At 66.7% G+C, this 20,775-nt stretch carries 16 protein-coding genes and 1 pseudogene; 6 read left to right on the plus strand and 11 right to left on the minus strand.

From position 1 onward, the window contains the following. Positions 1-8: 8 nt before the first annotated feature. Together AB4851_RS28380 and AB4851_RS28385 are read right to left on the minus strand one after the other, a co-directional pair. Positions 9-1,211, minus strand: coding sequence for an efflux RND transporter periplasmic adaptor subunit (locus tag AB4851_RS28380; protein WP_414449738.1), 1,203 nt, complete (start codon positions 1,209-1,211; stop codon positions 9-11). Continuing rightward, positions 1,208-2,452: an MFS transporter gene (locus tag AB4851_RS28385; RefSeq protein ID WP_414449739.1), complete on the minus strand. Its 1,245-nt coding sequence runs from the start codon at positions 2,450-2,452 to the stop codon at positions 1,208-1,210. The genes AB4851_RS28380 and AB4851_RS28385 overlap by 4 nt, the downstream gene beginning before the upstream one ends. A gap of 129 nt (positions 2,453-2,581) precedes the next feature. Here AB4851_RS28385 and AB4851_RS28390 point away from each other — a divergent pair, with 129 nt between their 5' ends. Continuing rightward, positions 2,582-3,538 carry a GlxA family transcriptional regulator gene (locus AB4851_RS28390; RefSeq protein ID WP_414451966.1) on the plus strand — a complete coding sequence of 319 codons (957 nt, stop codon included), beginning with the start codon at positions 2,582-2,584 and terminating at the stop codon, positions 3,536-3,538. 32 nt (positions 3,539-3,570) lie between these two features. On the opposite strand, the gene AB4851_RS28395 is transcribed toward AB4851_RS28390, so the two are convergent. Beyond that, positions 3,571-4,530 carry a helix-turn-helix domain-containing protein gene (locus AB4851_RS28395; RefSeq protein WP_414449740.1) on the minus strand — a complete coding sequence of 320 codons (960 nt, stop codon included), beginning with the start codon at positions 4,528-4,530 and terminating at the stop codon, positions 3,571-3,573. 289 nt (positions 4,531-4,819) lie between these two features. Between AB4851_RS28395 and AB4851_RS28400 the strand changes: the two genes are divergently transcribed. Then, on the plus strand, positions 4,820-5,836 hold the full coding sequence (locus AB4851_RS28400) for a zinc-dependent alcohol dehydrogenase family protein (protein WP_414449741.1): 1,017 nt from the start codon (positions 4,820-4,822) through the stop codon (positions 5,834-5,836). 256 nt (positions 5,837-6,092) lie between these two features. Beyond that, the gene (locus AB4851_RS28405) at positions 6,093-7,985 is read left to right on the plus strand and encodes a methyl-accepting chemotaxis protein (protein ID WP_414449742.1); all 1,893 of its coding nucleotides are present in this window, start codon (positions 6,093-6,095) and stop codon (positions 7,983-7,985) included. 39 nt (positions 7,986-8,024) lie between these two features. Here AB4851_RS28405 and AB4851_RS28410 read toward each other — a convergent pair whose 3' ends face one another. The 6 genes and pseudogenes from AB4851_RS28410 to AB4851_RS28435 form a co-directional block, all read right to left on the minus strand. After that, positions 8,025-9,536: a diguanylate cyclase gene (locus AB4851_RS28410; protein WP_414449743.1), complete on the minus strand. Its 1,512-nt coding sequence runs from the start codon at positions 9,534-9,536 to the stop codon at positions 8,025-8,027. Positions 9,537-9,755: 219 nt separating this feature from the next. Then, positions 9,756-10,992, minus strand: a pseudogene (locus AB4851_RS28415) (MFS transporter). Positions 10,993-11,105: 113 nt separating this feature from the next. Further along, on the minus strand, positions 11,106-11,696 hold the full coding sequence (locus AB4851_RS28420) for a hypothetical protein (protein WP_414449744.1): 591 nt from the start codon (positions 11,694-11,696) through the stop codon (positions 11,106-11,108). Positions 11,697-11,763: 67 nt separating this feature from the next. Beyond that, complete coding sequence (locus AB4851_RS28425; protein WP_414449745.1) at positions 11,764-12,615, minus strand: hypothetical protein; 852 nt, start codon at positions 12,613-12,615, stop codon at positions 11,764-11,766. 149 nt (positions 12,616-12,764) lie between these two features. After that, entirely contained in the window at positions 12,765-14,144 is a 1,380-nt protein-coding gene (locus AB4851_RS28430; RefSeq protein ID WP_414449746.1) for a sigma-54-dependent transcriptional regulator, read from the minus strand. Next, on the minus strand, positions 14,129-15,619 hold the full coding sequence (locus tag AB4851_RS28435) for a sensor histidine kinase (RefSeq protein WP_414449747.1): 1,491 nt from the start codon (positions 15,617-15,619) through the stop codon (positions 14,129-14,131). The genes AB4851_RS28430 and AB4851_RS28435 overlap by 16 nt, the downstream gene beginning before the upstream one ends. Before the next feature lie 264 nt (positions 15,620-15,883). Between AB4851_RS28435 and AB4851_RS28440 the strand changes: the two genes are divergently transcribed. The 3 genes from AB4851_RS28440 to AB4851_RS28450 all read left to right on the plus strand — a co-directional run bounded on the left by AB4851_RS28440 (position 15,884) and on the right by AB4851_RS28450 (position 19,039). Further along, the gene (locus tag AB4851_RS28440; protein ID WP_414449748.1) at positions 15,884-16,876 is read left to right on the plus strand and encodes a DUF1852 domain-containing protein; all 993 of its coding nucleotides are present in this window, start codon (positions 15,884-15,886) and stop codon (positions 16,874-16,876) included. Positions 16,877-16,906: 30 nt separating this feature from the next. Then, positions 16,907-17,935: a methionine synthase gene (locus AB4851_RS28445; RefSeq protein WP_414449749.1), complete on the plus strand. Its 1,029-nt coding sequence runs from the start codon at positions 16,907-16,909 to the stop codon at positions 17,933-17,935. 195 nt (positions 17,936-18,130) lie between these two features. Further along, positions 18,131-19,039 (plus strand): LysR family transcriptional regulator, encoded by a 909-nt coding sequence (locus AB4851_RS28450; RefSeq protein WP_414449750.1) that lies wholly within the window; start codon positions 18,131-18,133, stop codon positions 19,037-19,039. Positions 19,040-19,143: 104 nt separating this feature from the next. On the opposite strand, the gene AB4851_RS28455 is transcribed toward AB4851_RS28450, so the two are convergent. After that, positions 19,144-19,920, minus strand: a complete 777-nt coding sequence (locus tag AB4851_RS28455) for a substrate-binding domain-containing protein (RefSeq protein WP_414449751.1) — start codon at positions 19,918-19,920, stop codon at positions 19,144-19,146. Positions 19,921-19,988: 68 nt separating this feature from the next. Continuing rightward, positions 19,989-20,519 (minus strand): TlpA family protein disulfide reductase, encoded by a 531-nt coding sequence (locus AB4851_RS28460; protein WP_414449752.1) that lies wholly within the window; start codon positions 20,517-20,519, stop codon positions 19,989-19,991. Positions 20,520-20,775: the final 256 nt, after the last annotated feature.

Raw genomic sequence — 20,775 nt, forward strand, 5'->3', positions numbered from 1 at the left:
GTCGTGGCTCAGCTTCCGCCCTGCTCGGTGGTGTCGTCGATCGCGCCGGCATGGGGCGACACCTTCGCCCCCGGGCTCGCCGCCGGCATGCCGGCCACGATCACCCGGTCGGTCGCTTGCAGGCCGCCGAGGATCACCCTCAGCCCGCCGCGAAGATCGCCGATGCGCACGCGCCTGGGCTTCACGATGTCGTCGCCGCCCACCACCAGCACGATGTGCTCCGATTGATCGGGCAGCACCGACGCGTCGGGCACGAGCAACGCGGGGCTCGGCGGAGCGAGCTGCACCCGCACCCGCGCGAAGCCGCCCGGCGTCAGCAGGAGGTCGTCGTTGGCGAGGGTCGCGCGGGCGTGAATGGTGCCGCTCGACCGGTCGATGGCGTTGTCCAGGAAGTCGAGCGCGCCGTGCCGCCCGAACCCCTGTTCATCGCTGAGCGAGATCTGCACGGCATTGGCCAGCGGCCCCGGCTGCGTCAGGCGCCGCCGCGAAAACGCCATGTAGTCGGCTTCGCTCATGTCGAAGTCCAGATGCACGGGATTCACCGAAACGAGCGTCGCCAGCAGCGTGGTCGGGCTCGATCCGGCGCGGCTCCCCGAAATGAGATTGCCGACGGAAACCAGATGCGTGCCGATCCGCCCGGTGAACGGCGCGACGATCCGGCAATGATCGAGATCGAAGCGCGCATCGTTCAACTCGGCCTGGGCGTCGTCGACCGCAGCTTTCGCGGCCCGCTGGTCGGCGTCGCGCTGCTCGGCGTTCTCGGTGGTGCCCGCGCCGCTCTGCTGCAAGGTCTGCGCGCGGCCGAACTGCCGGTTGGCGAGCGTCAGCCTGGCCCGCGCGGCGTCGAGCCGGGCGATCGCCTCGTTCAGCTTGATTTCATACGGCGTGCGATCGATCTCGAACAGCACGTCGCCCTTGCGCACCAGGCTGCCGTCCTTGAAACCGATCCGCGTCAGCGTGCCGCCGACCTGCGCGCGCAGCTCGACCTGCTCGATCGCGGAAAGCCGGCCCTGGAATTCGACCCGGCTGTCGATCTCGCGCTGCAGTGGACGGGCCACCACCACGCTCGGCACCGGCGCCGCACCGGCCGCACCGGCGTTGCCGCCCAGCACGCGCGGCCCGCCCAGCACGGCGGCCGCGATCACGGCCAGCGCCGCGCCCGAGAGGATCCAGCCTTTGACTTCGCGCTTGCGGGTTGAATGATCGTTCATTCCCGGCTCCTGTCGATGATGTGCCTGGTCAGCAGGAAGAAGATCAGCGCGGCGGCTTCGAGACACGCCGCGATCAGATCGATGCCGTGAATCCCGCCCTGGGCCACGATGCGCGCGCCGATCCAGCTTCCCAGCGAGAAGCCGGCGTACATCACCGAATAATTCAGCGACAGCGAGATCGGCGCTTCGGACACGCCGCCGGCCTTGACCAGCCGCGCCATCAGGGCCGGCACCACGCCCCACGCGGAAAAGCCCCAGCACACCAGCCCGATCGCAACCGGCAGCACAGGGTGGGTGGGCGCTGAGAACGCGATGGCCGCCAGAAACAGGAACGCGAGGATGCCGAACGCGAGCGCGGCGATGATGATCGCCGTCGAACCGAAACGATCGGTGAGCTTGCCGCTGGCCAGCACGCCCGCGGCGGCCGACACGCCCCACAACGACAGCATCGCCGTGATCCCCCAGCCGCTGACCTTGGCGACCTCCACCAGGAACGGCGCAATCATCGGATAGGCGGTGTAGACCGCCGCTGCCCACAGCAGCGTCACCAGCAAGGTCATCCAGACCCGGGGGCGGGTCGCGGTCGTCACGCGCTCGCGGAAGCCGGGCACCCGCAGGCCGTCGCCCACCGTGGCGGGCACGCCCATGGCGATGCCGACGGCCGCGACGATCGCCATCACGCCCACCGCCAGGAACGTCATGCGCCAGCCGAACGCGTTGCCGATCAGCGAACCCAGCGGCAAGCCCAGCGCCACCGCGATGGTCGTGCCGCTGTTGACGATGGCCAGCGCCGTGGCGCGGCGATTCGGCCCGACCGTCACGCCGGCCAGCGCGCTGGCGTTGGGCACGTACAGCCCCGCCGAGATGGCGAGAATGATCCGGGCCATCAGGATGCCGAAGAAATCGGTCGACGCCCACGCGACGAAGTTGCCCGCCGCGAATACGCCGATCGCCGCGAGCAGCAGCTTGCGCCGGTTCAGGCGCGCGCCGAGCACCGTCAGGATCGGTGAACTCAGCGCCAGCGTGAGGGTGAACACCGTGATCAGCAGCGCGACCGCCGACAGCGATCGCCCGAAATCCACCGCCATGCGCGGCAGCAGCGGCGCGATCATGTACACCTCGGTGCCGATCGCGAAGGTACCCAGTGCCATGCAGTAGATCGGCACCAGCGAGGCGTGGTCCGCGGCCTCCGCCGCGCCGCCTCGGGTCGAAACAGTGTGTTTGCCAGGTTGAATGCTCATCGCTTTTCCACAGGGAATTCAGTGCAGGCCGTCCGGAAAAGTCCGGTTCCGGTCGTGCCCAGTATCCCGTTGAGACGCGATGTCACAAATGTCATACTGCGTGCAATTCAGGACATTCCGATTGCTGCGATGAAGACACAAAAAGTGGGGTTCGTGTTTTACCAGGGGTTCACGCCGCTGCAGATCGCCGTCGCGGGCGCGTTCGATGTCGCGAACCGTCACGCCGGCCGGACGATCTACGAGGTGCGGGTGCTGTCGAAGTCGGGCGGCCCGTTACGCGGGCCGATCGGTGTGTCGATCGACTCGGAACCGTTCTCCGACGCGTTGTTCGATCTGCTCATCGTGTGCGGCGGCCCGGTGGAGCCGGAGCCGGACATCGTCGCGTTCCTTCGCGGCGCGCCGCAGCGCAGCCGCCGGATCGCCAGCGTCTGCACCGGCGCGTTCGCGCTGGCGGCGGCCGGGCTGCTGGAAGGCCGCAGCGCCACGACCCATTGGGGCAGCGCCCGGCTGTTGCAGGAGCGTTATCCGGCCATCAAGGTGGAGGAAAACCGGATCTTCATGTCGGACGGCCCGATCTGGACCTGCGCGGGCAGCACCGCCGGGCTCGATCTGGCGCTGGCGTTCATCGAGGAGGATTTCGGCATCGATCTCGCGCGCACCATCGCGCGCTTTTTTGTCATGTACCACCGCCGCAGCGGCGGGCAGACGCAGTATTCGACGCTGCTCGAACTGGAACCGAAGTCGGATCGAATCCAGAAGGTCGTCACCTATGCGCGCCGCCATCTAACCAATCGTCTGAGCATCGACGAGTTGGCCGAGGTCGCAAATCTGAGCCCACGGCAATTCAGCCGCATCTTCCAGGAAGAGACCGGGCAATCGCCGGCCAGGGCCGTCGAGAACCTGCGCGTCGAGGCGGCGCGCATCCTGATGGAAGACAGCGATCATCCGATCGAGGCGGTGGCACAGCAGACGGGCTTCGGCGATTCCGGGCGCATGCGCCGCGCCTTCATCCGCGCGTTCGGGCAGTCGCCGCAGGTGATCCGGCACGCGACGCATGGCGCCACCGAGCCGGATGCCGGCCACTGATCGCGCCGCGCAGCCGGATCGCCCGCCCCGCGCTATGCGCCAGCGTGAACCCGGGCGCGGAAATCGCGTGGCGTTTCGCCGAGCGCCGACTTGAACTGACGGCTGAAATGCGCGGCGTCCTTGAACCCCGCGTCATGGCCGATGCGCGTGATGGATAGATGCGTGCGCAACGGATCGGCGAGATCGCGGCGTGCCTGCTCGATCCGGCCGGACCAGAGCCGTTGCGACACGCGCACGCCGGTTCCCTCGAACAGGCGGCTCAGTTGCCGGGCCGAGATGCCGTGCGCCGCCGCGATCGATTCGCTGTTCAGTTCGGGATCCGAAAGATGCTGTTCGAGATACGCCAGGATCCGGCGCCGCAGCGCGACATGACGCTCGCCGGCATGCAGCGGGGCATCCAGGCCCGCGCCCAGCGCCGTGGCGATCAGATCGAGCGCGGCATCGTGCACCCGGCCCAGGTAGGCCGGATCGATGGCGTCGAGTTCGGCCGGGATCTGCCGAAGGTAGCTCGACGCCAGCCGGCCCACGCCGCGATCGCCCGCCACGCGCTGCGCGGTGAGATCCTCGGCCGTGGCGAGCCTGCCGAGGAGCAGCTTGCGCGGCAGGCGCATCACGATCTGGCCGAAATCGCGGTCGAAGCGCAAGTCGTAGGGGCGCGTGGTGTCCACCAGCGTGAAATCGCCCGGCTCCATCACCGCCTGCCGCCCGCCCTGCCGGGCCTGGCCACGGCCCGCCGTCTGCAGGGTCAGCAGGAAAACGTCGCGCGCCGAGCGCGCAATGCGCGAGCGCGTGCGCGCGACCCCATGCGCCGACGACGCGATCTGAAACATCTGCAGTTCACCCGCCTCCAGGCACTCCAGCCGGCCGTCGAAGCGGTCGGGCGTCGGCACGTCGCAATCCAGCTCGACGAAGGTATCGCAGACCAGCGAGGCCCAATAGTTCGCGCGCGCCGTTCCGGCCAGGCTCGAGGTGGAGAAAGACAGCCGGTTCATGGCGGGCTCCTTGATACGGTGAGCCGAGCATTTTCCGACATTTCCGGTTCGCTCGTTGAGGGCGGGATCGAGTGCCGGTGTCGATGCCGCAACGCTTGGTTCGCGATCGACCGCCACGGACAGAAATCCGGGCCGGCGCAGGCAAGACGGCCCGATCGGGCGCCTCTACGCTGTCGGGATTCGGCGCAAGGGGTGCCGCCTGCCGCGCGCATATCGCGGGCGCGTTCCCCGACTGCCCCGTTCGCCCGGCGATCCCGTCGGCGCTCGCTCTAACGTATGGAGAATCACGATGTCGGAACTGGTGAAAATCGTTCAATTCCATGAGGCCGGCGGCCCGGAAGTCTTGAGCGTGGATACCCTGCCGTTGCCGGAACCCGGCCCCGGCGAGGCGCGCCTGCGCGTCAAGGCGATCGGCCTGAGCTATGGCGAGATCATGTTCCGCAAGGACGAGTACTACGTCTCGCCGAGCTTCCCGGCCCGCAACGGCTACGAGGCCTCGGGCGTCGTCGAGGCCGTCGGCCCGGGCGTCGATCCGGCCCTGGTCGGCCAGATCCGCTCCACCGTGCCGGCGTTCTCGCTGACCGATTACGGCGTGTACGGCGAGGTCGCGATCGTTCCGGCGGAGCTGCTGGCCCCCTACCCCGAGCACCTGTCGTTCGAGGAAGGCGCCAGCATCTGGATGCAGTACATCACGGCCTGGGGCGCGCTGGTGCATCACGCCGCCATCGCGCCGGGCGATTTCGTGGTCATGACGGCCGCCGCCGGCTCGGTCGGCCCCGGCGCGATCCAGATCGTCAAGGCCGAAGGCGGCATCCCGATCGCCATCACGCGCTCGGCCGCCAAGCGCGATCGCTTGCTCGAACTGGGCGCGGCGCATGTGATCGTCACCGACGAAGAGCCGGACCTGACGGCTCGCATCCTGGAGATTACGGGCGGCGTGGGCGCCAAGGTGATCTTCGACAGCGTCGGCGGCCCCGCCATCGCCGATCTCGCCATGGCGACGGCCGACGATGCGCTGATCATCGTCTACGGCCTGCTCTCGAACCAGGTGCCCGCGTTTCCGATCTACGAAGCCTGGCGGCTCGGCGCGCAACGCCGGAGCTTCAAGATGATGGGGTACTCGGTGTTCGGCGTGACGCTGGTTCCGCAGTTGCGTGAACAGGCCGTGCGATACGTCTACGACAAGATCAAGGGCGGCCAGTTGAAGCCCCGCATCGCCAAGACGTTTGCGCTCGCCGATATCGTCGAGGCGCATCGCTACATGGAACGCAGCGAGCAGGTCGGGAAGATCGTGGTGACGGTCTAAGCCGTTCGGCCCCGGCGCGGGTCGAGCCGGGTTGCCATGACGTTCTCCGCGACGCATGGCAACGCAGCGCGGAAATGATCTGACGAATCGCGAGCGAACAGCGCCCGGTTCAACCAACCAAGAGTGATGAATACCGCCAAAATCCGACAGATTTCGTCGCATCCGGACGGTTTCCGCCTGCGCGATTAAAGAACCGGCCCAGGCTGCCGACAAGTAGGTCAAATCCCGCCCTGCTCTCTGCCCAGCCCCGATGCCGATGACCCTTTCCAACTCCGTGGGCCTCAAGATCGGCCTCTCGTTCGGCGCGGCGCTCGCGCTCAGTATCGCCGCCCTGACGGCCGTCAGCGTGATCAACGTCCGGACCGAAGCGGCCCGCAATTTCGAGCAGTCGAGCCAGTCGCGCATCGCCCAGGCCGACGAATCGCTCGACGGCACCTTCAAGGGCGTCGAGCAGAACCTCGGCTACCTGGTCGGCACGGCGCAGTTGCTGTCGGCCGACGCTTCGATCACCAACTACCTGGCCGGTGGCGGGATGATGACGCCCGACAAGAACGGCGGGGTCGAGCAGACCATCTTTGCGTTGCTCAAGCAGTTCGGCGACGCGCATCCGGACCTGCGCTACCTCGACATCGGCACGCAAACGGGCGGCTACGTCCAGTGGCCGATCGAGAGCATGAACGGCAACCACTACGACCCGCGCGAGCGGCCCTGGTACAAGCTGGCGATGACGGACCCCGATCACGTGGTGCGTCCCGCCCCGTACCTCAGCGCGGCCGGCTCCGGCGGCGCGATCATTCCGTTCGCCAAGGTGGTCAAGGGCGCGAACGGCGCGATCATCGGCGTGCTGGAAGGCGACCTGTCGCTGACCGGCTTCGCCAGCCTGACCAGCGGCATCCGTTTCGGCGAAACCGGCTACCTGCTGGTGGCGGACAACAACGGCAAGGTGCTGATCGATCCGCGCGACAAGACGCACGAATTCAAGGATCTCGCCGGCCTCGGCGACGGCTACCAGCAACTCGCCTCGGCCACCGACGGACGCAGCGCGGTGCGGTTCGGCTCCACTGTTTACGAGGCCTACGCCTACACCTCGCCGAAGAATGGCTGGCGCTACTACGCACTCGAACCGCGCAGCGAAATGATGGCGGGCGCGAACCGGCTGGCCGCGATCCTGTTCCTGACCGGCTTGCTGGTGCTCGGTGCGGCCCTGCTGTTCACGGTGATCCTGAGCCGCCGCATCACGGTGCCGCTGCGCGCGCTGGCCGGATCGATGCACGAAATCGCCGAGGGCGACGGCGATCTCACCACGCGCCTGCCGGTGGCCGGCAAGGACGAAGTCGCGCAGTTGGCCCAACGCTTCAATGCGTTTGTCGAGAAGCTGCACGGCGTGCTGATCAAGGTGGCGTCGAGCAGCACGCAATTTCAGACGGCCGCGCGCGAAGTGTCGGCCGGCAATATCGATTTGTCGGCGCGCACCGAGCAGCAGGCCGCCTCGATCCAGCAGACGGCCGCCAGCATGGAACAGTTGGCCGGCACCGTGCGCGAGGCGGCCGATCGCGCCAAGCATGCAAACACCATCGCCACCGACGCGGTGAGCGTGGCGCGACGCGGCGACGAGGCCGTGACCGACGCGGCGAAAACCATGGAAGCGGCCGTCAGCGAATCGGAGCGCATCATCGGCATCGTCGGGATCATCGAATCGATCGCCTTCCAGACCAATATCCTCGCGCTCAACGCGGCCGTGGAATCGGCGCGCGCGGGCGAAAGCGGCCGCGGCTTCGCCGTGGTGGCCACCGAGGTCCGCAACCTCGCGCAGCGCTCGACGGCCTCGGCCAAGGAGATCAAGGGCCTGCTGGAAGCCTCGGTGGGCAACGTGCGCACGGGCGCCTCGCAAATCGCCGTGGCCGGCAAGACGATCACCGAGCTGAACAGCGCGGTGCGCAGCGTGGCCGCCATCACAACCGATATCGCGGCGGCCGCGCACGAGCAGACCCGCGCGATCGACGAAATCAACACCGCCGTTTCCACCATGGATCAATCGACCCAGCAGAACGCGGCGCTCGTCGAGGAAATCGCGGCGGCATCGGAATCGCTGAACGCGCAGGGGCAGCAGCTTCACGAGACGGTCAGCCTGTTCCGCCTGGAACGTTAAGCGCTGCGCCGCAACCCCGGCCCACCCGGGCCGGGGACGCTACGCTTCCTGCGCGCAACACACGCGGTTTCGGCCTTCGCGCTTGGCGCGATACAGCGCCGAGTCCGCCGATTGCGTCAGTTCATCGATCGATGCCGGGCGGCCGCGATGCCCGGTCGCGTAACCCATGCTGACCGTGAATGGTGGCGTCGACTCGACGAAATCGGCAAGCCGGTTGCGCTCCACTTCCGCACGGATCGCCTCGGCCACGGTTGCGGCGCCGCTTTCGTCGGTGTTCGGCAACACCGCGACGAATTCCTCGCCGCCGTAACGCGCGACGATGTCGGCACGCCGCTGCGTGTGGGCCCGAATGCATTCGGCCAGGAAGCGCAGCGCCGTATCGCCCTGCGCATGCCCGAATCGGTCGTTGTACTGCTTGAAGTGATCGACGTCGATGAACAGCACGGACAGGCTGCCGCCGTCGCCACCGTTGTTGCGCTGCAAGCGCTCCCATTCGTTGGCCAGCGCGATGTCGAGCGCGCGGCGGTTTTGCAGGCCCGTGAGCGGATCGGTGCGGCTCAGATCGGTCAGCAGCCGCTGCTTGCGCAGGTTGTTTTTCAACGCGAACGCGAGCAGCCACACCACGGCGCAGAACAGCGTGCAGATCAGCGAGGCCGACACGCCCACCGACCATGACATGCGCATGAAGCCGGCGAGAACGCTGCGTTCGGCGGGGGCCACGACGGCAATCAGCGGCGTACCGGGCACGTGGTGATACGTATAGAGCCGCCGGGTGCCGTCGATACGTGAGTAGTCCGTATAGAACCCCGAATCCTGCGTGAGCATGCGTTCGAAGGGCTGCGATGCGCTCAGGCGGACCATCTGGTGGCCGCCCAGCGGCGGATTTCTGGCCAGGATGGTGCCGTCCGCGCGCAGGATCGCGCTGATGCCGTTCTTCCCGACGTTCAGCCGGGCCAGCAACTGATCGAAGTACGTGATATCGATGGCCACCACCGCGATGCCGTTGAACGTGTGGTCCGGCAGCTCGATGCGGCGCGACAACGCGATCGACGCCATGCCGTTGCGCACGCGGGCACGATAGGGTTCGGAGACATAAAGGCCGACGTTCGCGGCGTCGCGATGCACCGTGAAATAGTCCCGGTCGCTGAAATCCCATTGGTGCGTCGAGCTGCAGCATCCGTCGATCACGTGGCCGTACCGGTCGGTCACGCCGATGCCGGTCACGTATTGGGCGGGCCCGCGCTGAAACAGCAGATCGTGCCGCAGCCTGGCATCCATGCGCTGGATCTCGGGCCTGCCGAGATCGGATGCCAGCACCACCAAGGCGTTGTTGGAGGTTTCGACGGTCCTGCCGATCTCGCTGGCCAGCACGGCGGCGACGTTGAGCGAGCTTTCGTGCGCATGCTCGACGACCCCGGTTCTCATTGCCCAGAGCGTCATGGCGTTCAGGCTCAGCGCGGCGAGCGACATCAGCGTGCCCAGCGCACCGACGACGAGATGGTTTCGTCCCGCCCAGTCGGCAATTTTCTCGATGGGTGTGGAGGCTGGCATGCTCACGCTCGTAAGGACAATCCGATGCAATGCACTACGCAAGGCGGCGGGAAATCCTTGTTAACGGCAAGCGGGCCGGGAAATCGAGGTCGGTGGACGATGCGAATCGGCAGCGCCTGCGCGCAAACGGTTGCGGTCAGGCCGGCAGGGATATGTTTCGTATGACTTATCGCGTGTCGGAACGCCGAGGTTCGGCAACCGCCCGCGACGAAATCCGCATCATGTCGCGAGCGAGTTCGGGCGGGCGGGATCGTCATGAACGCCGCATGCCTGCCTCAAGGACGTGCCGAACACCATCCACAGCGTGAGCGAGCCCATCGACACCGCGCCCAGCGCGAGGAATGCCGTGGCGTAGCCGAAGTGCTGCGCGAGCACGCCCCCGAGCGCGGGGCTCAGGGCCGCGCCGGCACCCTGCACGGTCATCACCACGCCCTGCCCGACGTTGACGCGCCCGGTGCCCTGCAGCAGCCGCACGATGAGCGCCGGCACCGCGACGCCTTGCAGCCCCGCGCCGATGCCATCGAGCACCTGCACGGGCCACACGCCCCAGGCGGAAATGAACAGCGCCGCCGCCAGCCCGCGCAGCGGCAGCGCCAGCAACGTGATCAGAATCACGCGCCAGTATCCGATGCGCAGGATCAGCCGGTTCGCCACGCAGGCGGCCAACACCATCACGAGTTGCGCCACCACGATCGTCTGCGCGGTGAACGCGCTCGGATCGCCCTGGTGAGCGGCCACCACCGCCAGGCCATAGAGCGGCAGCATCGCGGCATTGCCGAGGTGGAACATCGCCAGCGCGGCGGACAGCAGCAACAGCGGGCGACATGTCAGGAGCACCCGCAAGCCGCTCGCCGGCTCGTGCGCCTGCGTGGTCGAACCCGCGCTCAAGCCTCGGGCGCGGTCGTGATCGATGCAATCGCGTCGGATCAGCAAGGTGGCGATCATCGCCATCACGCCGAACACGCCCGTGAGCGCGAACACCAGCGCCGAAGCCGTAACGCCAGCCCAGCCACCCCGACAGCGCCGCACCGACCACGTTACCCGCGTGATTGGCCACCTGGTTGCGCCCGAACTGCCGATCGAAACCGCGCGCCTGCACGATGCCGAGCGTCATGCCCGCCACGGCAGGCCCGAGCACGGCGCCCGTCACCGCCGTGAGGATTTGCGATGCCGCGACCATCCAGTACGCGTGGGCCGCCCACAGCACCAGCGAGGCGAGGGTCGTCATCACCGCCGCCGCCACGATGACGCCGCGCTTGTGACGGGTGGCGTCGACCAGCGCACCGGCCGGCGAGGTGGCGAGCATGCCCGCGATGCCGCCGAGCGTCATCACCATGCCGATCGCGTCGGCGTGCCAGCCACGCGCCTGCAGAAAGACGCCGAGAAACGGGCCGATGCCGGCCTGGACATCGGCCATGAAGAAGTTGAGCCCTTCCAGCGCGTAAAGCGGATTCATCGCTCGCTCCTCTCATGGTCGTTCCCATCCGGGTGACCGGCACCGACCCACACAAGGCCGGCGCACGAAGCATGCCGATCCGAAGCGAACCCGGCTCGACATGCGTGCGCCCGCTATGCGTCGAGCGCCGACGCGACGGTGTCCTCATCGACCAGTTCGGCGATTTCGGCGACCTCGACGGTTCGCCCGTGCCGGTTGGTCACGCCCTGCCCCCACGCCTGGACGTGCGCGCCCGGCTCAAGGTACGACGCCAGTTCGGCAGCGGCGTGCGGCGGCATGCGCAGCGACGTGCCGTCGCTCAACAGCGCACCGCGCAACTCGCCTTTCGGGCCGTAGAGCGACAACAGCACTTCGCCGCTCGCCTCCATCGGGCTGCGCCCGGCTTCCGGGCGCGGCGGCTTCTCGCCGTCGTGATGCGGGCCTTCGTCCAGGATCAGCTTGCCGGCCGTCGTCGTGATCGAAACGGCGGCGAGCAAGGGGGCGCCGCGTGCCTTCACGCCACGCACGCGCACCTCGTCGCCCACGGCAATCGAGCGTGCAACCTGCCGCGACAAATGCGGCGGGAAATGGACCTGCTGCGGCGGGACCTGCTGCGGCGAACGCGCGCCCAACACCAGGCCATCCAGTTCGCCATGGGCGTTCAGAAGAAAACGCGTGACCTTGCCGCGAACTTCGGGAAGGCTCTCGGGATCGATCCAATGCATGTCGTGACTCCTTGTTCGACGGTGAGGGAAACCGGAATGCGGTTCGTGAGGGGGTATCGCGCCTCGCTCAAGGCGCGGGCGGCGCGCGATCGTAGAGCATCGTCAGCTCGCCGGGCGCGCCGAATGCGGTGGCCTGCAGCGCCGTGCCGTATCGGGTGCGCGTGCCGTACCCTTGCGCCGATACCGTCGCGCCGGTTTGCACGAGCGCGGGAAATTGCTGGGCGATGGGCGGCGTCATGCGAATCACGGTGCCGTCGGCCAGGATCACGCCGTCCGGCTCGCCGCGCGGCGTGGTCGTGACGTGCGCCACCTGGCCTTGCGCATCGAGACGCGACAGCGCCGCGCCGTGCAGATCGGGCGGCAGCGGCGGGTTGCCCGGCAACGGCGGCTGATCCACCAGTTGCCGACCGCTGCGCAGGTCGGTGATGCGCTGCGCCGTGAGCGCGCCGCCCGCATCGCGCGATCCGCCGATCCGCACGTTGTCGCCCGGGCGCACCATCGAGACAAGCTGCTCGCCCAGGTGCGGCGGGAAACGGACCAGCGTGCCGTCACGTGTCAACAGGCTGTCGACCTCGCCATCCGGGTTGATCAGAAAGCGCGCCACGACGCCTTGCTCGGTCGCGGGCGCATCGCTATCGCCGAGCCGCCCGGGGCCGTGCGCCGGCGGCGCAGGCACAGGCGCCGCCGCCGTGGGGGCGCCGAGCGCGGGGACAGGCGCAGGCGGTGCCGCCGTGGCGGCATCGAGCGCAGGGGCCGGCGGCGGCGCGCCGGTCGCGGCTGGGGGCGGCGGCGCGATGGGCCGCCCGGTGTCGGCCTGGGCCGCCGAGGCGGGGTTCGCCACGACGAGCGCGGCGAGGCTCGCGGCGCTCAGGATGCGGGTGGCAAGGCGGCTGCATGAGGGCTTCGGATTCGCTGGCATGATCCACTCCTTGAAGACATGGAGCGTCTTTTGCAAGCTCCATGCCATGCCGGAAAGTCCCATGCGGACAGGCGCCCACGCGCCGATGCGGGATGGCGATGTCGGGAAACCGGACAGCCGCTGTCCGGTTTCCCGACACATCCACACCGTCAGGCGTCGGACAGGCCGAGATTCGCGAGGCGTGTGTAGAGCGACTGGCGACTGATGCCGAGCCGGCGCGCGGCTTCGGCCCGATTGCCATCGGCCAGCGCGAGCGCGCGGGCGATCAGGGCACGTTCGAGCGTCGCGAGCGCATCGGGCAGGGGCAGGTCGATCAGGGCCGGGGGGATCGCATTGGCGTCGCTCGCGGCCGAATCGAACAGGAATGCGAAATCATCCCGGGTCAGCACGCTCGCCGGCGCCAGTGCGTGGGCACGCTCGATCGCGTTGGCCAGCTCGCGCACGTTGCCGGGCCAGCCAAAGCCGACCAGCAGCCGCTGGGCGTCCGCGGAAAGATGCTTGCGTGCGGCTTCGGGGCCACCGGCGACGGTTTCGAGGAAGTGCTCCGCCAGGGGAAGGATGTCGGCCACGCGTTCGCGCAACGGCGGCATATGCAGCGGAATCACGCTCAACCGATACGACAGATCCTGCCGGAACGTGCCGGCCGCGACCATCGCCGGCAAGTCGCGATGCGTGGCGGCCACCACGCGCACATCGACGGTCAACGGCCGGTTGCTTCCCAACGGCACGATCTGCCGCTCCTGCAACACGCGCAGCAGCTTCGCCTGCATCGCGAGCGGCATGTCGCCGATTTCGTCGAGAAAGAGCGTGCCGCCGTGCGCCACCTCGAAGCAGCCGCGCCGGTCCGCATGGGCGCCGGTGAACGCGCCCTTGGCATGACCGAACAGCTCGCTCTCGAGCAGATCCGGCGGGATCGCGGCGCAGTTCACGGCGATGAACGGGCCATCCGAACGGGCCGACGCGCGATGCAGCACGCTCGCCGCGACCTCCTTGCCGGTGCCCGTCTCGCCGGTGATCAGGACGGTCGATTGCGTGCCGGCCGCACGGCCGAGCTGCTTCTGGATGTCGCGCATGGCCTCGCTGATGCCGAGCAATTGCGGCTCGCGAGAAGGCGTGTCGTCCGCGAACCGGGGAATGGCCCGCAAGGCGGACGTATCGACACGAGTCGCGACGATGCGCGCGAGCAGCGCGGCGATCTCGTCGCGGCCGACCGGCTTGGTCAAATGCTCGAACGCGCCCAGCCGCATCGCGCCGATGGTGTTGTCGCTGGTGGCGTACGCCGTCAGCATCACGACCGGCACCTGCTGCAGCTCGGGCATGTCCCGCAGCGTCTTGAGCACGGCAAGACCGTCCGCGCCCGGCAGCCGGAAGTCGAGGAAGATGCACACGGGTGTCGCTGCCTCACGCAGACGCGCGATCGCATCTTCGCCGGAGCGCGCCTCGATCGGACGGTAGCCGAGGTCCTGGATGGTCTCGGCCAGGCCGTCGCGGAACGCATCGTCGTCGTCGATGATCAGGATGGTCGCCATGGCACCTCGATGACAAAACAGGTCGATTCGGCCGGGGCCGCCAGCCACGCGCCGCCGCCATGCGCCGATGCGATCTCGCGCACGACGGCCAGGCCCAGCCCCGATCCGTCGGGGCGCCCCGTGACGAACGGCTCGAAGATCCGCTCGCGATCGCCGTCGCTCACGCCCGCGCCTTCATCCACGACTTCGAGCCGCAGGCGCGCTTCACCCTCGCGCGTGACGGCGCACGCATTGACCTTGACGTGGCTGCCCGGCGGCGCGTGCCGCAGCGCGTTGACGATCAGATTGTCGAGTGCGCGCGCCAGTTGCGCGGCATCGAAGACCGGATGCGTGGCGCCGGTGCCGGCGGCGACTTCCATCTGCAACGTCACCTGCCGGCTTTCCGCCCGCGCTTCGTGCGTACGCAGCAAGCCGGCGAGCCACGCGGGCAGGTCGACCGCCTGCGGGCGGAGGGTGATCGGTTGCGTCAGCGCGAGCAGGCTCGTGAGTTGAGATTCGACGCGCCCGACTTGCTCGATGATGATCTTCAACGCGGCTTCGCGCCGGGCGGCGTCGCCCGCCAGCGCGTTCTCCGCCTTCAGGCGCATCGCGCCGACCGGGTTGCGGATTTCATGCGCGATCTGCGCGGCCATCTTGCCCAGCGCGCCGAAACGCTCGGCCTGCCCGAGCTTCGCACTCAGCGCGTTGGCCTCGCGTTGCAGGCGATCCGCGCGTTCGACATAGCGGTTGAGCGCATCGACGATGTGATCGAGATCCGGTTCGCCAAGCCGCTCGATGCGCGTGCCGCGTTCGAGGCCGCCATCCGGCGCCAGCGCCTGTTCGAGCCGCGTGAGCTTGCGCTTCCAGCGCCTGAGCGCCATCGCCAGCAACACCGCGAGCGCCACGATGACGGCCAGCATCGTCGCCAGGATGGCCGCCGCGCGCTCCCCGTATGGCCCGAGCGGCGGCCGTGCCCGCGTCAGCATCCAGGCGAGCAACCCGGCATGACGCGGCACCGGGCAAGCGACCGCGACCACCGCATCCCCGCCGCCGGTCACCACGTCGGCACGCATCTGGCCGAGGCGCGCGACGTTCGACAGCGTGCGAAGAATCAATGGGGTTTCGGCTTCGGGCACGTCGCGTTTGACGCCACTGCCCTCGTAGGTCGGAAACGCGTAGGCGAGAAAGCCGGCCGGCGCGCCGGGGGGCGACGCCGAGGACCAGAAGCCGCCCTCGATGCCCTCCGTGCGGATCAGGACGAGGTCGAGCACGGCGTGCATCAGATCGACATCGGTTTCGCCGGGCCGCTGCATCGACAGGTCGTAGCGCGACGCAACCGCGGCGCAGGCCGTCACGGCCTGCTGCCGGGCTTGGGCGACGCGCTCCCCCAGCGCCGACGAGAGCATCAGCCACACGACCGCCGTGAGCAGAATGCAAAGGCCGGCGACCAGAATCCAGAGCGCGTAGAGCTGAGTGGAGAACGACGGTCTCGGCATGAAGGGCCTGCGAGAAATCGGGGAGAGAATTTCCGAGCAAAACTCACGCCTGCATGCGGCGGGCGAGAAATGGTACACCAGGCACCAGTCGTTTTTCGTCGCGCATCGACACATGAAAATAAATAATCGATCTATGAAATCAAATCACTTTTTCTCATCGATTACTCCACGATAGAATGCGCTTCAGCATTAATTATATAAATTCGATTCATTTAAATTAAAAACAGATCAAACCGCATATCAAGAACCAGGATTTGAATCGCGATGAACCACGACTTCACATTCTTCATCAAAAGCATTCGCTTCGATGAAAACTACCATCCCGGCGAAAACACCCGCATCACCACCAACTTCGCCAATCTGGCCAGGGGCGACGCGCGCCAGGAGAATTTGCGCAACACCTTGAGCATGATCGACCGTCGCTTCAATGCGTTGGCGCACTGGGACAACCCGCGCGGCGATCGCTATGGCGTCGAGCTCGACATCATTTCGGTCGAAATGAATATCGACTCGGGCGGCAATGGCGAGAATGGCGGCGCATTCCCGATGATCGAAGTATTGAAAACGAATATCGTCGATCGAAAAACGGACGAACGCATCGAAGGCATCGTGGGGAACAATTTTTCCTCCTACGTGCGAGATTACGATTTCAGCGTGCGCCTGCTCGAACACAACAGGAATCAAGCCGAATTCGGCATTCCGCACGATTTCGGCGACCTGCACGGCAAGCTGTTCAAGCGCTTCGTGAATTCCGACGCGTACCGAGCACACTTCAACAAGCCGCCCGTGATCTGCCTGAGCGTGTCGAGCAACAGCACCTATCATCGGACGGCAAATCAGCACCCGGTGCTGGGCATCGAATACCAGCAAGGCAAGCTTTCGCTGACCGAGCAGTACTTCGAAAAAATGGGGCTGCAGGCTCGCCATTTCATGGCACCCAACAGCGCCGCACCGCTGACGTTTTATTTTCTCGGCGATCTGCTCAACGATTACACCAATCTCGAACTGATCAGCACCATCAGCACGATGGAAACATTCCAGAAGATTTACCGGCCAGAAATCTACAACGCCAATTCCGCGGCCGGAACCCCGTATCAACCCAGCTTGCAGCACCCGGATCATTCCCTGACCCGGATCGTGTACGACCGGGAAGAACGCAGCCGCCTGGCGGTCGAGCAAGGCAAGTTTGCCGAGACGCATTTCATCAAACCCTACCAGGCCATGCTCGAGCAATGGTCCGCCGATTGCGCGCTTTGATTCATTAATCAACACACCAGGTCATTCATCATGAAAACGTTGTTGCCCACCTCGACTGCCGGCAGCCTGCCGAAACCCGCCTGGCTGGCAGAGCCGGAGAAACTCTGGTCGCCGTGGAAGCTGCAGGACGAGGCCTTGGTCGAAGGCAAGCAGGACGCCCTGCGCGTGTCCTTGAACGATCAGCAGCAGGCAGGCATCGATATCGTCAGCGATGGCGAGCAAACGCGCCAACACTTCGTCACGACGTTCATCGAGCATCTCGAAGGCGTCGATTTCGAGAAGCGCGAGGTGGTCAGGATTCGCAATCGCTACGATGCGAGCGTGCCGACCGTGGTGGGCGCCGTGGCGCGCAAGCAGCCGGTTTTCGTCGACGATGCCAAGTTCCTGCGCCGGCAAACCCAACAGCCGATCAAATGGGCGCTGCCCGGCCCGATGACCATGATCGATACGCTCTACGACAGCCACTACAAAAGCCGCGAAAAACTGGCCTGGGAGTTCGCCAAGATCCTCAATCAGGAAGCCCGGGAGCTGGAAGCCGCTGGCGTCGATATCATCCAGTTCGACGAGCCCGCGTTCAACGTGTTCTTCGACGAGGTGAACGACTGGGGCATTGCCGCCCTGGAAACGGCAATCGAAGGGCTCAAATGCGAAACCGCCGTGCATATCTGCTACGGCTACGGCATCAAGGCCAATACCGACTGGAAAAAGACGCTGGGCTCGGAGTGGCGGCAATACGAGGAAATCTTCCCGAAGCTGCAGGCCTCGAATCTCGACCTGGTTTCCCTGGAATGTCACAACTCGCGCGTGCCGATGGATCTGATCGAACTGATCCGAGGCAAGAAGGTGATGGTCGGGGCGATCGACGTGGCATCGAACACCATCGAAACGCCGGAGGAAGTCGCCGATACCTTGCGCAAGGCGCTTCAGTTCGTCGATGCCGACAAGCTCTATCCGTGCACCAACTGTGGCATGGCGCCCCTGTCTCGCCACGTGGCGACCGGCAAGCTGAATGCCCTGAGCGCGGGCGCGGAAATCGTCCGGGCGGAACTCTCGTCCTGATATCGGCTTGATATCGGCTTGCAACCGGAGCCAAGGCGCGGCCTCCACCGCCGCCCTGCTCCGGTTCGTCCATGCCGTAATACAGCATGCCGCTGTCGTTGATCCGCGCCACGTTCTTCAAGCGCGAGGCGGGCCGCCGCGATGCGCCCGATCGCCTCGATTAGAATTCCTCATTGCCTGAAGAACGGAACACCCATGCTCGAACGCATTCATCTGGTCATCATCCGCGAGGTGCAGCGGCAGGGCTCGCTCACGGCCGCCGCCGCGGCGCTGTTCCTGACGCAGTCGGCACTGAGCCACACCGTGAAGAAGATCGAGCAACAGCTCGGCACGCCGATCTGGAATCGCGAGGGGCGTGGCCTGCGGCTCACGCAGGCGGGGCACTATCTGCTGTCGCTCGCGGAACGGATGTTGCCGCAATTCGAGCATGCGGAGGCGCGCATGAAGCAATATGCCGACGGCGAGCGCGGCACGCTGCGCATCGGCATGGAATGCGCGCCGTGCTACCAGTGGCTGCTGAAGGTGGTCTCGCCGTACCTGACGCGCTGGCCTGACGTGGATGTGGACGTGAAGCAGCGCTTCCAGTTCAGCGGCATCGCGGCGCTGTTCGGCTATGACATCGACGTGCTGGTCACGCCCGATCCGCTCGCGCGCCCGGGGCTGCGCTTCGATCCGGTGTTCGACTACGAGCAGGTGCTGGTGGTGGCGGAAGATCATCCGCTGGCCGACGCGCGTTACGTGAAGCCCGAGCAGCTGATCGACGAGACGCTGATCACGTATCCGGTCGAGACCGATCGTCTGGATATCTACACGCATTTCCTGCGCCCGGCCGGCGTGGTGCCGCGCCGCACCAAGGCGATCGAGACGACCGACATCATGCTGCAGATGGTGGCCAACCGGCGCGGCGTGGCGGCGCTGCCGCGCTGGCTCGCCGAGGAATATGCGGACCGCGTGCCGGTCGTGCCGGTGAAGCTCGGCAAGAACGGCATCGCCAAGCAGATCTTCCTCGGCACGCGCGACGCGGACGCCTCGGTGGACTACCTCGCGTCGTTCATCGACTTCGCGAAGGACCTGAACTGGCAGACAGCGCGATTTGCACGCTGATAGCGCCCGGCATGACGGCTTGGATTCATGAAGCTGTCCTGACGAAGTCGCCGCGTCGATCGGCGACATCCTGTCCGCCTCGATCGGCCCACGCGATCTCGACGTCACTGCGCCGGCTGCCCGGCGAGCCATCCCCACCGGCCAAAGATCTTCGCGCCCTGCGGCGATTGCAGAAACGCCACGAACTGCGACGATGCCGCCACGTCGGCGCCCCTGCGCGTGATCGCAATGCCCGCATCCCGATAGATCGCGTAGCGCGGCTCGATCGCAACCAGGTCCGCCAGCGACGGGTTCGAGGTCTGCCAGATATTCCACACCAGCCAGACATCGATATCGGGGTGGTCGATCCACGTCTGACGCGCGACCGCCGTGTTCGGCGCATAGCTGACGATATTGGCGCGCAGCGCCTTCACGGTGCCGATATCGCCAAGCCGCCCCGCCACATCCTCCCACACGCCGTTCTGCCCGGCACCGTTGACCACCAGCACGCGAACCCCGGGCTTCAATGCATCGCCCAGGCCGCCGATATGCCGTGGATTGCCCTTGCGCACGAGCATCGCCATCGGCCGCAGATACAGCGGCACCGGCGCATCGGGCGTCAGTTGGTCGCCCATCGCCACGACGAAATCGGACATCATCGTCTCAGAGCCGCTGTAGACGAGGTCGGCATCCGCGCGCGCGTGGTCGATCCAGCCGGCTGTCGGGCCGGCCGTGACCTCGACATGCACGCCGGTCTGTTTCTCGAACGCCTGCGCGGCCTCCTTCATCGCGGGGGCGGGGCCGCCCGCGCCATAAACATGCAACGTGGCGGATTGGGCCATCGCATGGCCCGCGCACAACGCCGCACACATCGTGAAAACGGCACCTAAGGTCTTGTTCAAGCTGGGTCTCCTGATAATGATGGCCGCCGACAGCGACCGGGTTGAAGCGATCGGCGTGCGGGTCGCGGTCAGTGCGGTTTCGAGGTCAGCTTGTCGAGCAAGGCCGTCATTCGTTGCGGGTCCACCTGCCCCAACGCCGACGCCACTTTCTCGCCATTGCCGTCGAGCACGACCGTAAACGGCACGCCGCCATGCGTGTCTCCTTCCCGGAGCAGCATCGCGATACCCGGGCCGCCCGCCAGGTAGACCGGATAGTTGATGCCATTGCGTTTGGCGAATGCGGCAACCGGCGCGGCTTCATCGAGCGCGATGCCCAGGAACTGCACCTTGCCGGCGTACTGCTTCTGGAGTGCGACGAAATCCGGCACCTCGCGACGGCATGGCGCGCACCAGGGCGCCCAGAAATTCACGACCACCACTTCGCCCGGATAGCGGGCCAGTTTTTCGGTCTTGCCCGACAGCGTCTGCAACGACAGTTCGCCGAGATTCACGACCTCGCCGGCATGAGCGCAGTTCGACGCGGCGAGTGCGACGCCGGTGACGGCCAGCACGTGCGCCGCGATCGTGGCGCAGCGCGAAACCATGGAACGAAACTTCATCGCGTTGTCCTTGGTGAATCGGAAAGGGAACGTTCGGAAGGTATCGCGCCGTGGCCCCGCGGCCCATGACCGATCGGAGCAGATTCATGCTCCATCGTCTCGATTGCGGGATCGTCCGCAAGCCTGCTTCGGTGTGCCAGGCGGTGCCGATCGCGGCGTTGCTGCGCCACGGCCCACACCGACCTCCGTGGCCTTCTCCCTTCTACCGCCTGCCACAACGCCAGGCTCGACCCCACCCACATGATTTCAAACACAC

It is taken from the genome of Burkholderia sp. 22PA0099 (assembly GCF_047497165.1).
Classification (GTDB): domain Bacteria; phylum Pseudomonadota; class Gammaproteobacteria; order Burkholderiales; family Burkholderiaceae; genus Burkholderia.

Bases quoted from the DNA above. Each gene is read 5' to 3' on its own strand.
- AB4851_RS28380 (WP_414449738.1), bottom strand. From the start codon at position 1,211: ATGAACGATCATTCAACCCGCAAGCGCGAAGTCAAAGGCTGGATCCTC.
- AB4851_RS28385 (WP_414449739.1), bottom strand. From the start codon at position 2,452: ATGAGCATTCAACCTGGCAAACACACTGTTTCGACCCGAGGCGGCGCG.
- AB4851_RS28390 (WP_414451966.1), top strand. From the start codon at position 2,582: ATGAAGACACAAAAAGTGGGGTTCGTGTTTTACCAGGGGTTCACGCCG.
- AB4851_RS28395 (WP_414449740.1), bottom strand. From the start codon at position 4,530: ATGAACCGGCTGTCTTTCTCCACCTCGAGCCTGGCCGGAACGGCGCGC.
- AB4851_RS28400 (WP_414449741.1), top strand. From the start codon at position 4,820: ATGTCGGAACTGGTGAAAATCGTTCAATTCCATGAGGCCGGCGGCCCG.
- AB4851_RS28405 (WP_414449742.1), top strand. From the start codon at position 6,093: ATGACCCTTTCCAACTCCGTGGGCCTCAAGATCGGCCTCTCGTTCGGC.
- AB4851_RS28410 (WP_414449743.1), bottom strand. From the start codon at position 9,536: ATGCCAGCCTCCACACCCATCGAGAAAATTGCCGACTGGGCGGGACGA.
- AB4851_RS28420 (WP_414449744.1), bottom strand. From the start codon at position 11,696: ATGCATTGGATCGATCCCGAGAGCCTTCCCGAAGTTCGCGGCAAGGTC.
- AB4851_RS28425 (WP_414449745.1), bottom strand. From the start codon at position 12,615: ATGCCAGCGAATCCGAAGCCCTCATGCAGCCGCCTTGCCACCCGCATC.
- AB4851_RS28430 (WP_414449746.1), bottom strand. From the start codon at position 14,144: ATGGCGACCATCCTGATCATCGACGACGACGATGCGTTCCGCGACGGC.
- AB4851_RS28435 (WP_414449747.1), bottom strand. From the start codon at position 15,619: ATGCCGAGACCGTCGTTCTCCACTCAGCTCTACGCGCTCTGGATTCTG.
- AB4851_RS28440 (WP_414449748.1), top strand. From the start codon at position 15,884: ATGAACCACGACTTCACATTCTTCATCAAAAGCATTCGCTTCGATGAA.
- AB4851_RS28445 (WP_414449749.1), top strand. From the start codon at position 16,907: ATGAAAACGTTGTTGCCCACCTCGACTGCCGGCAGCCTGCCGAAACCC.
- AB4851_RS28450 (WP_414449750.1), top strand. From the start codon at position 18,131: ATGCTCGAACGCATTCATCTGGTCATCATCCGCGAGGTGCAGCGGCAG.
- AB4851_RS28460 (WP_414449752.1), bottom strand. From the start codon at position 20,519: ATGAAGTTTCGTTCCATGGTTTCGCGCTGCGCCACGATCGCGGCGCAC.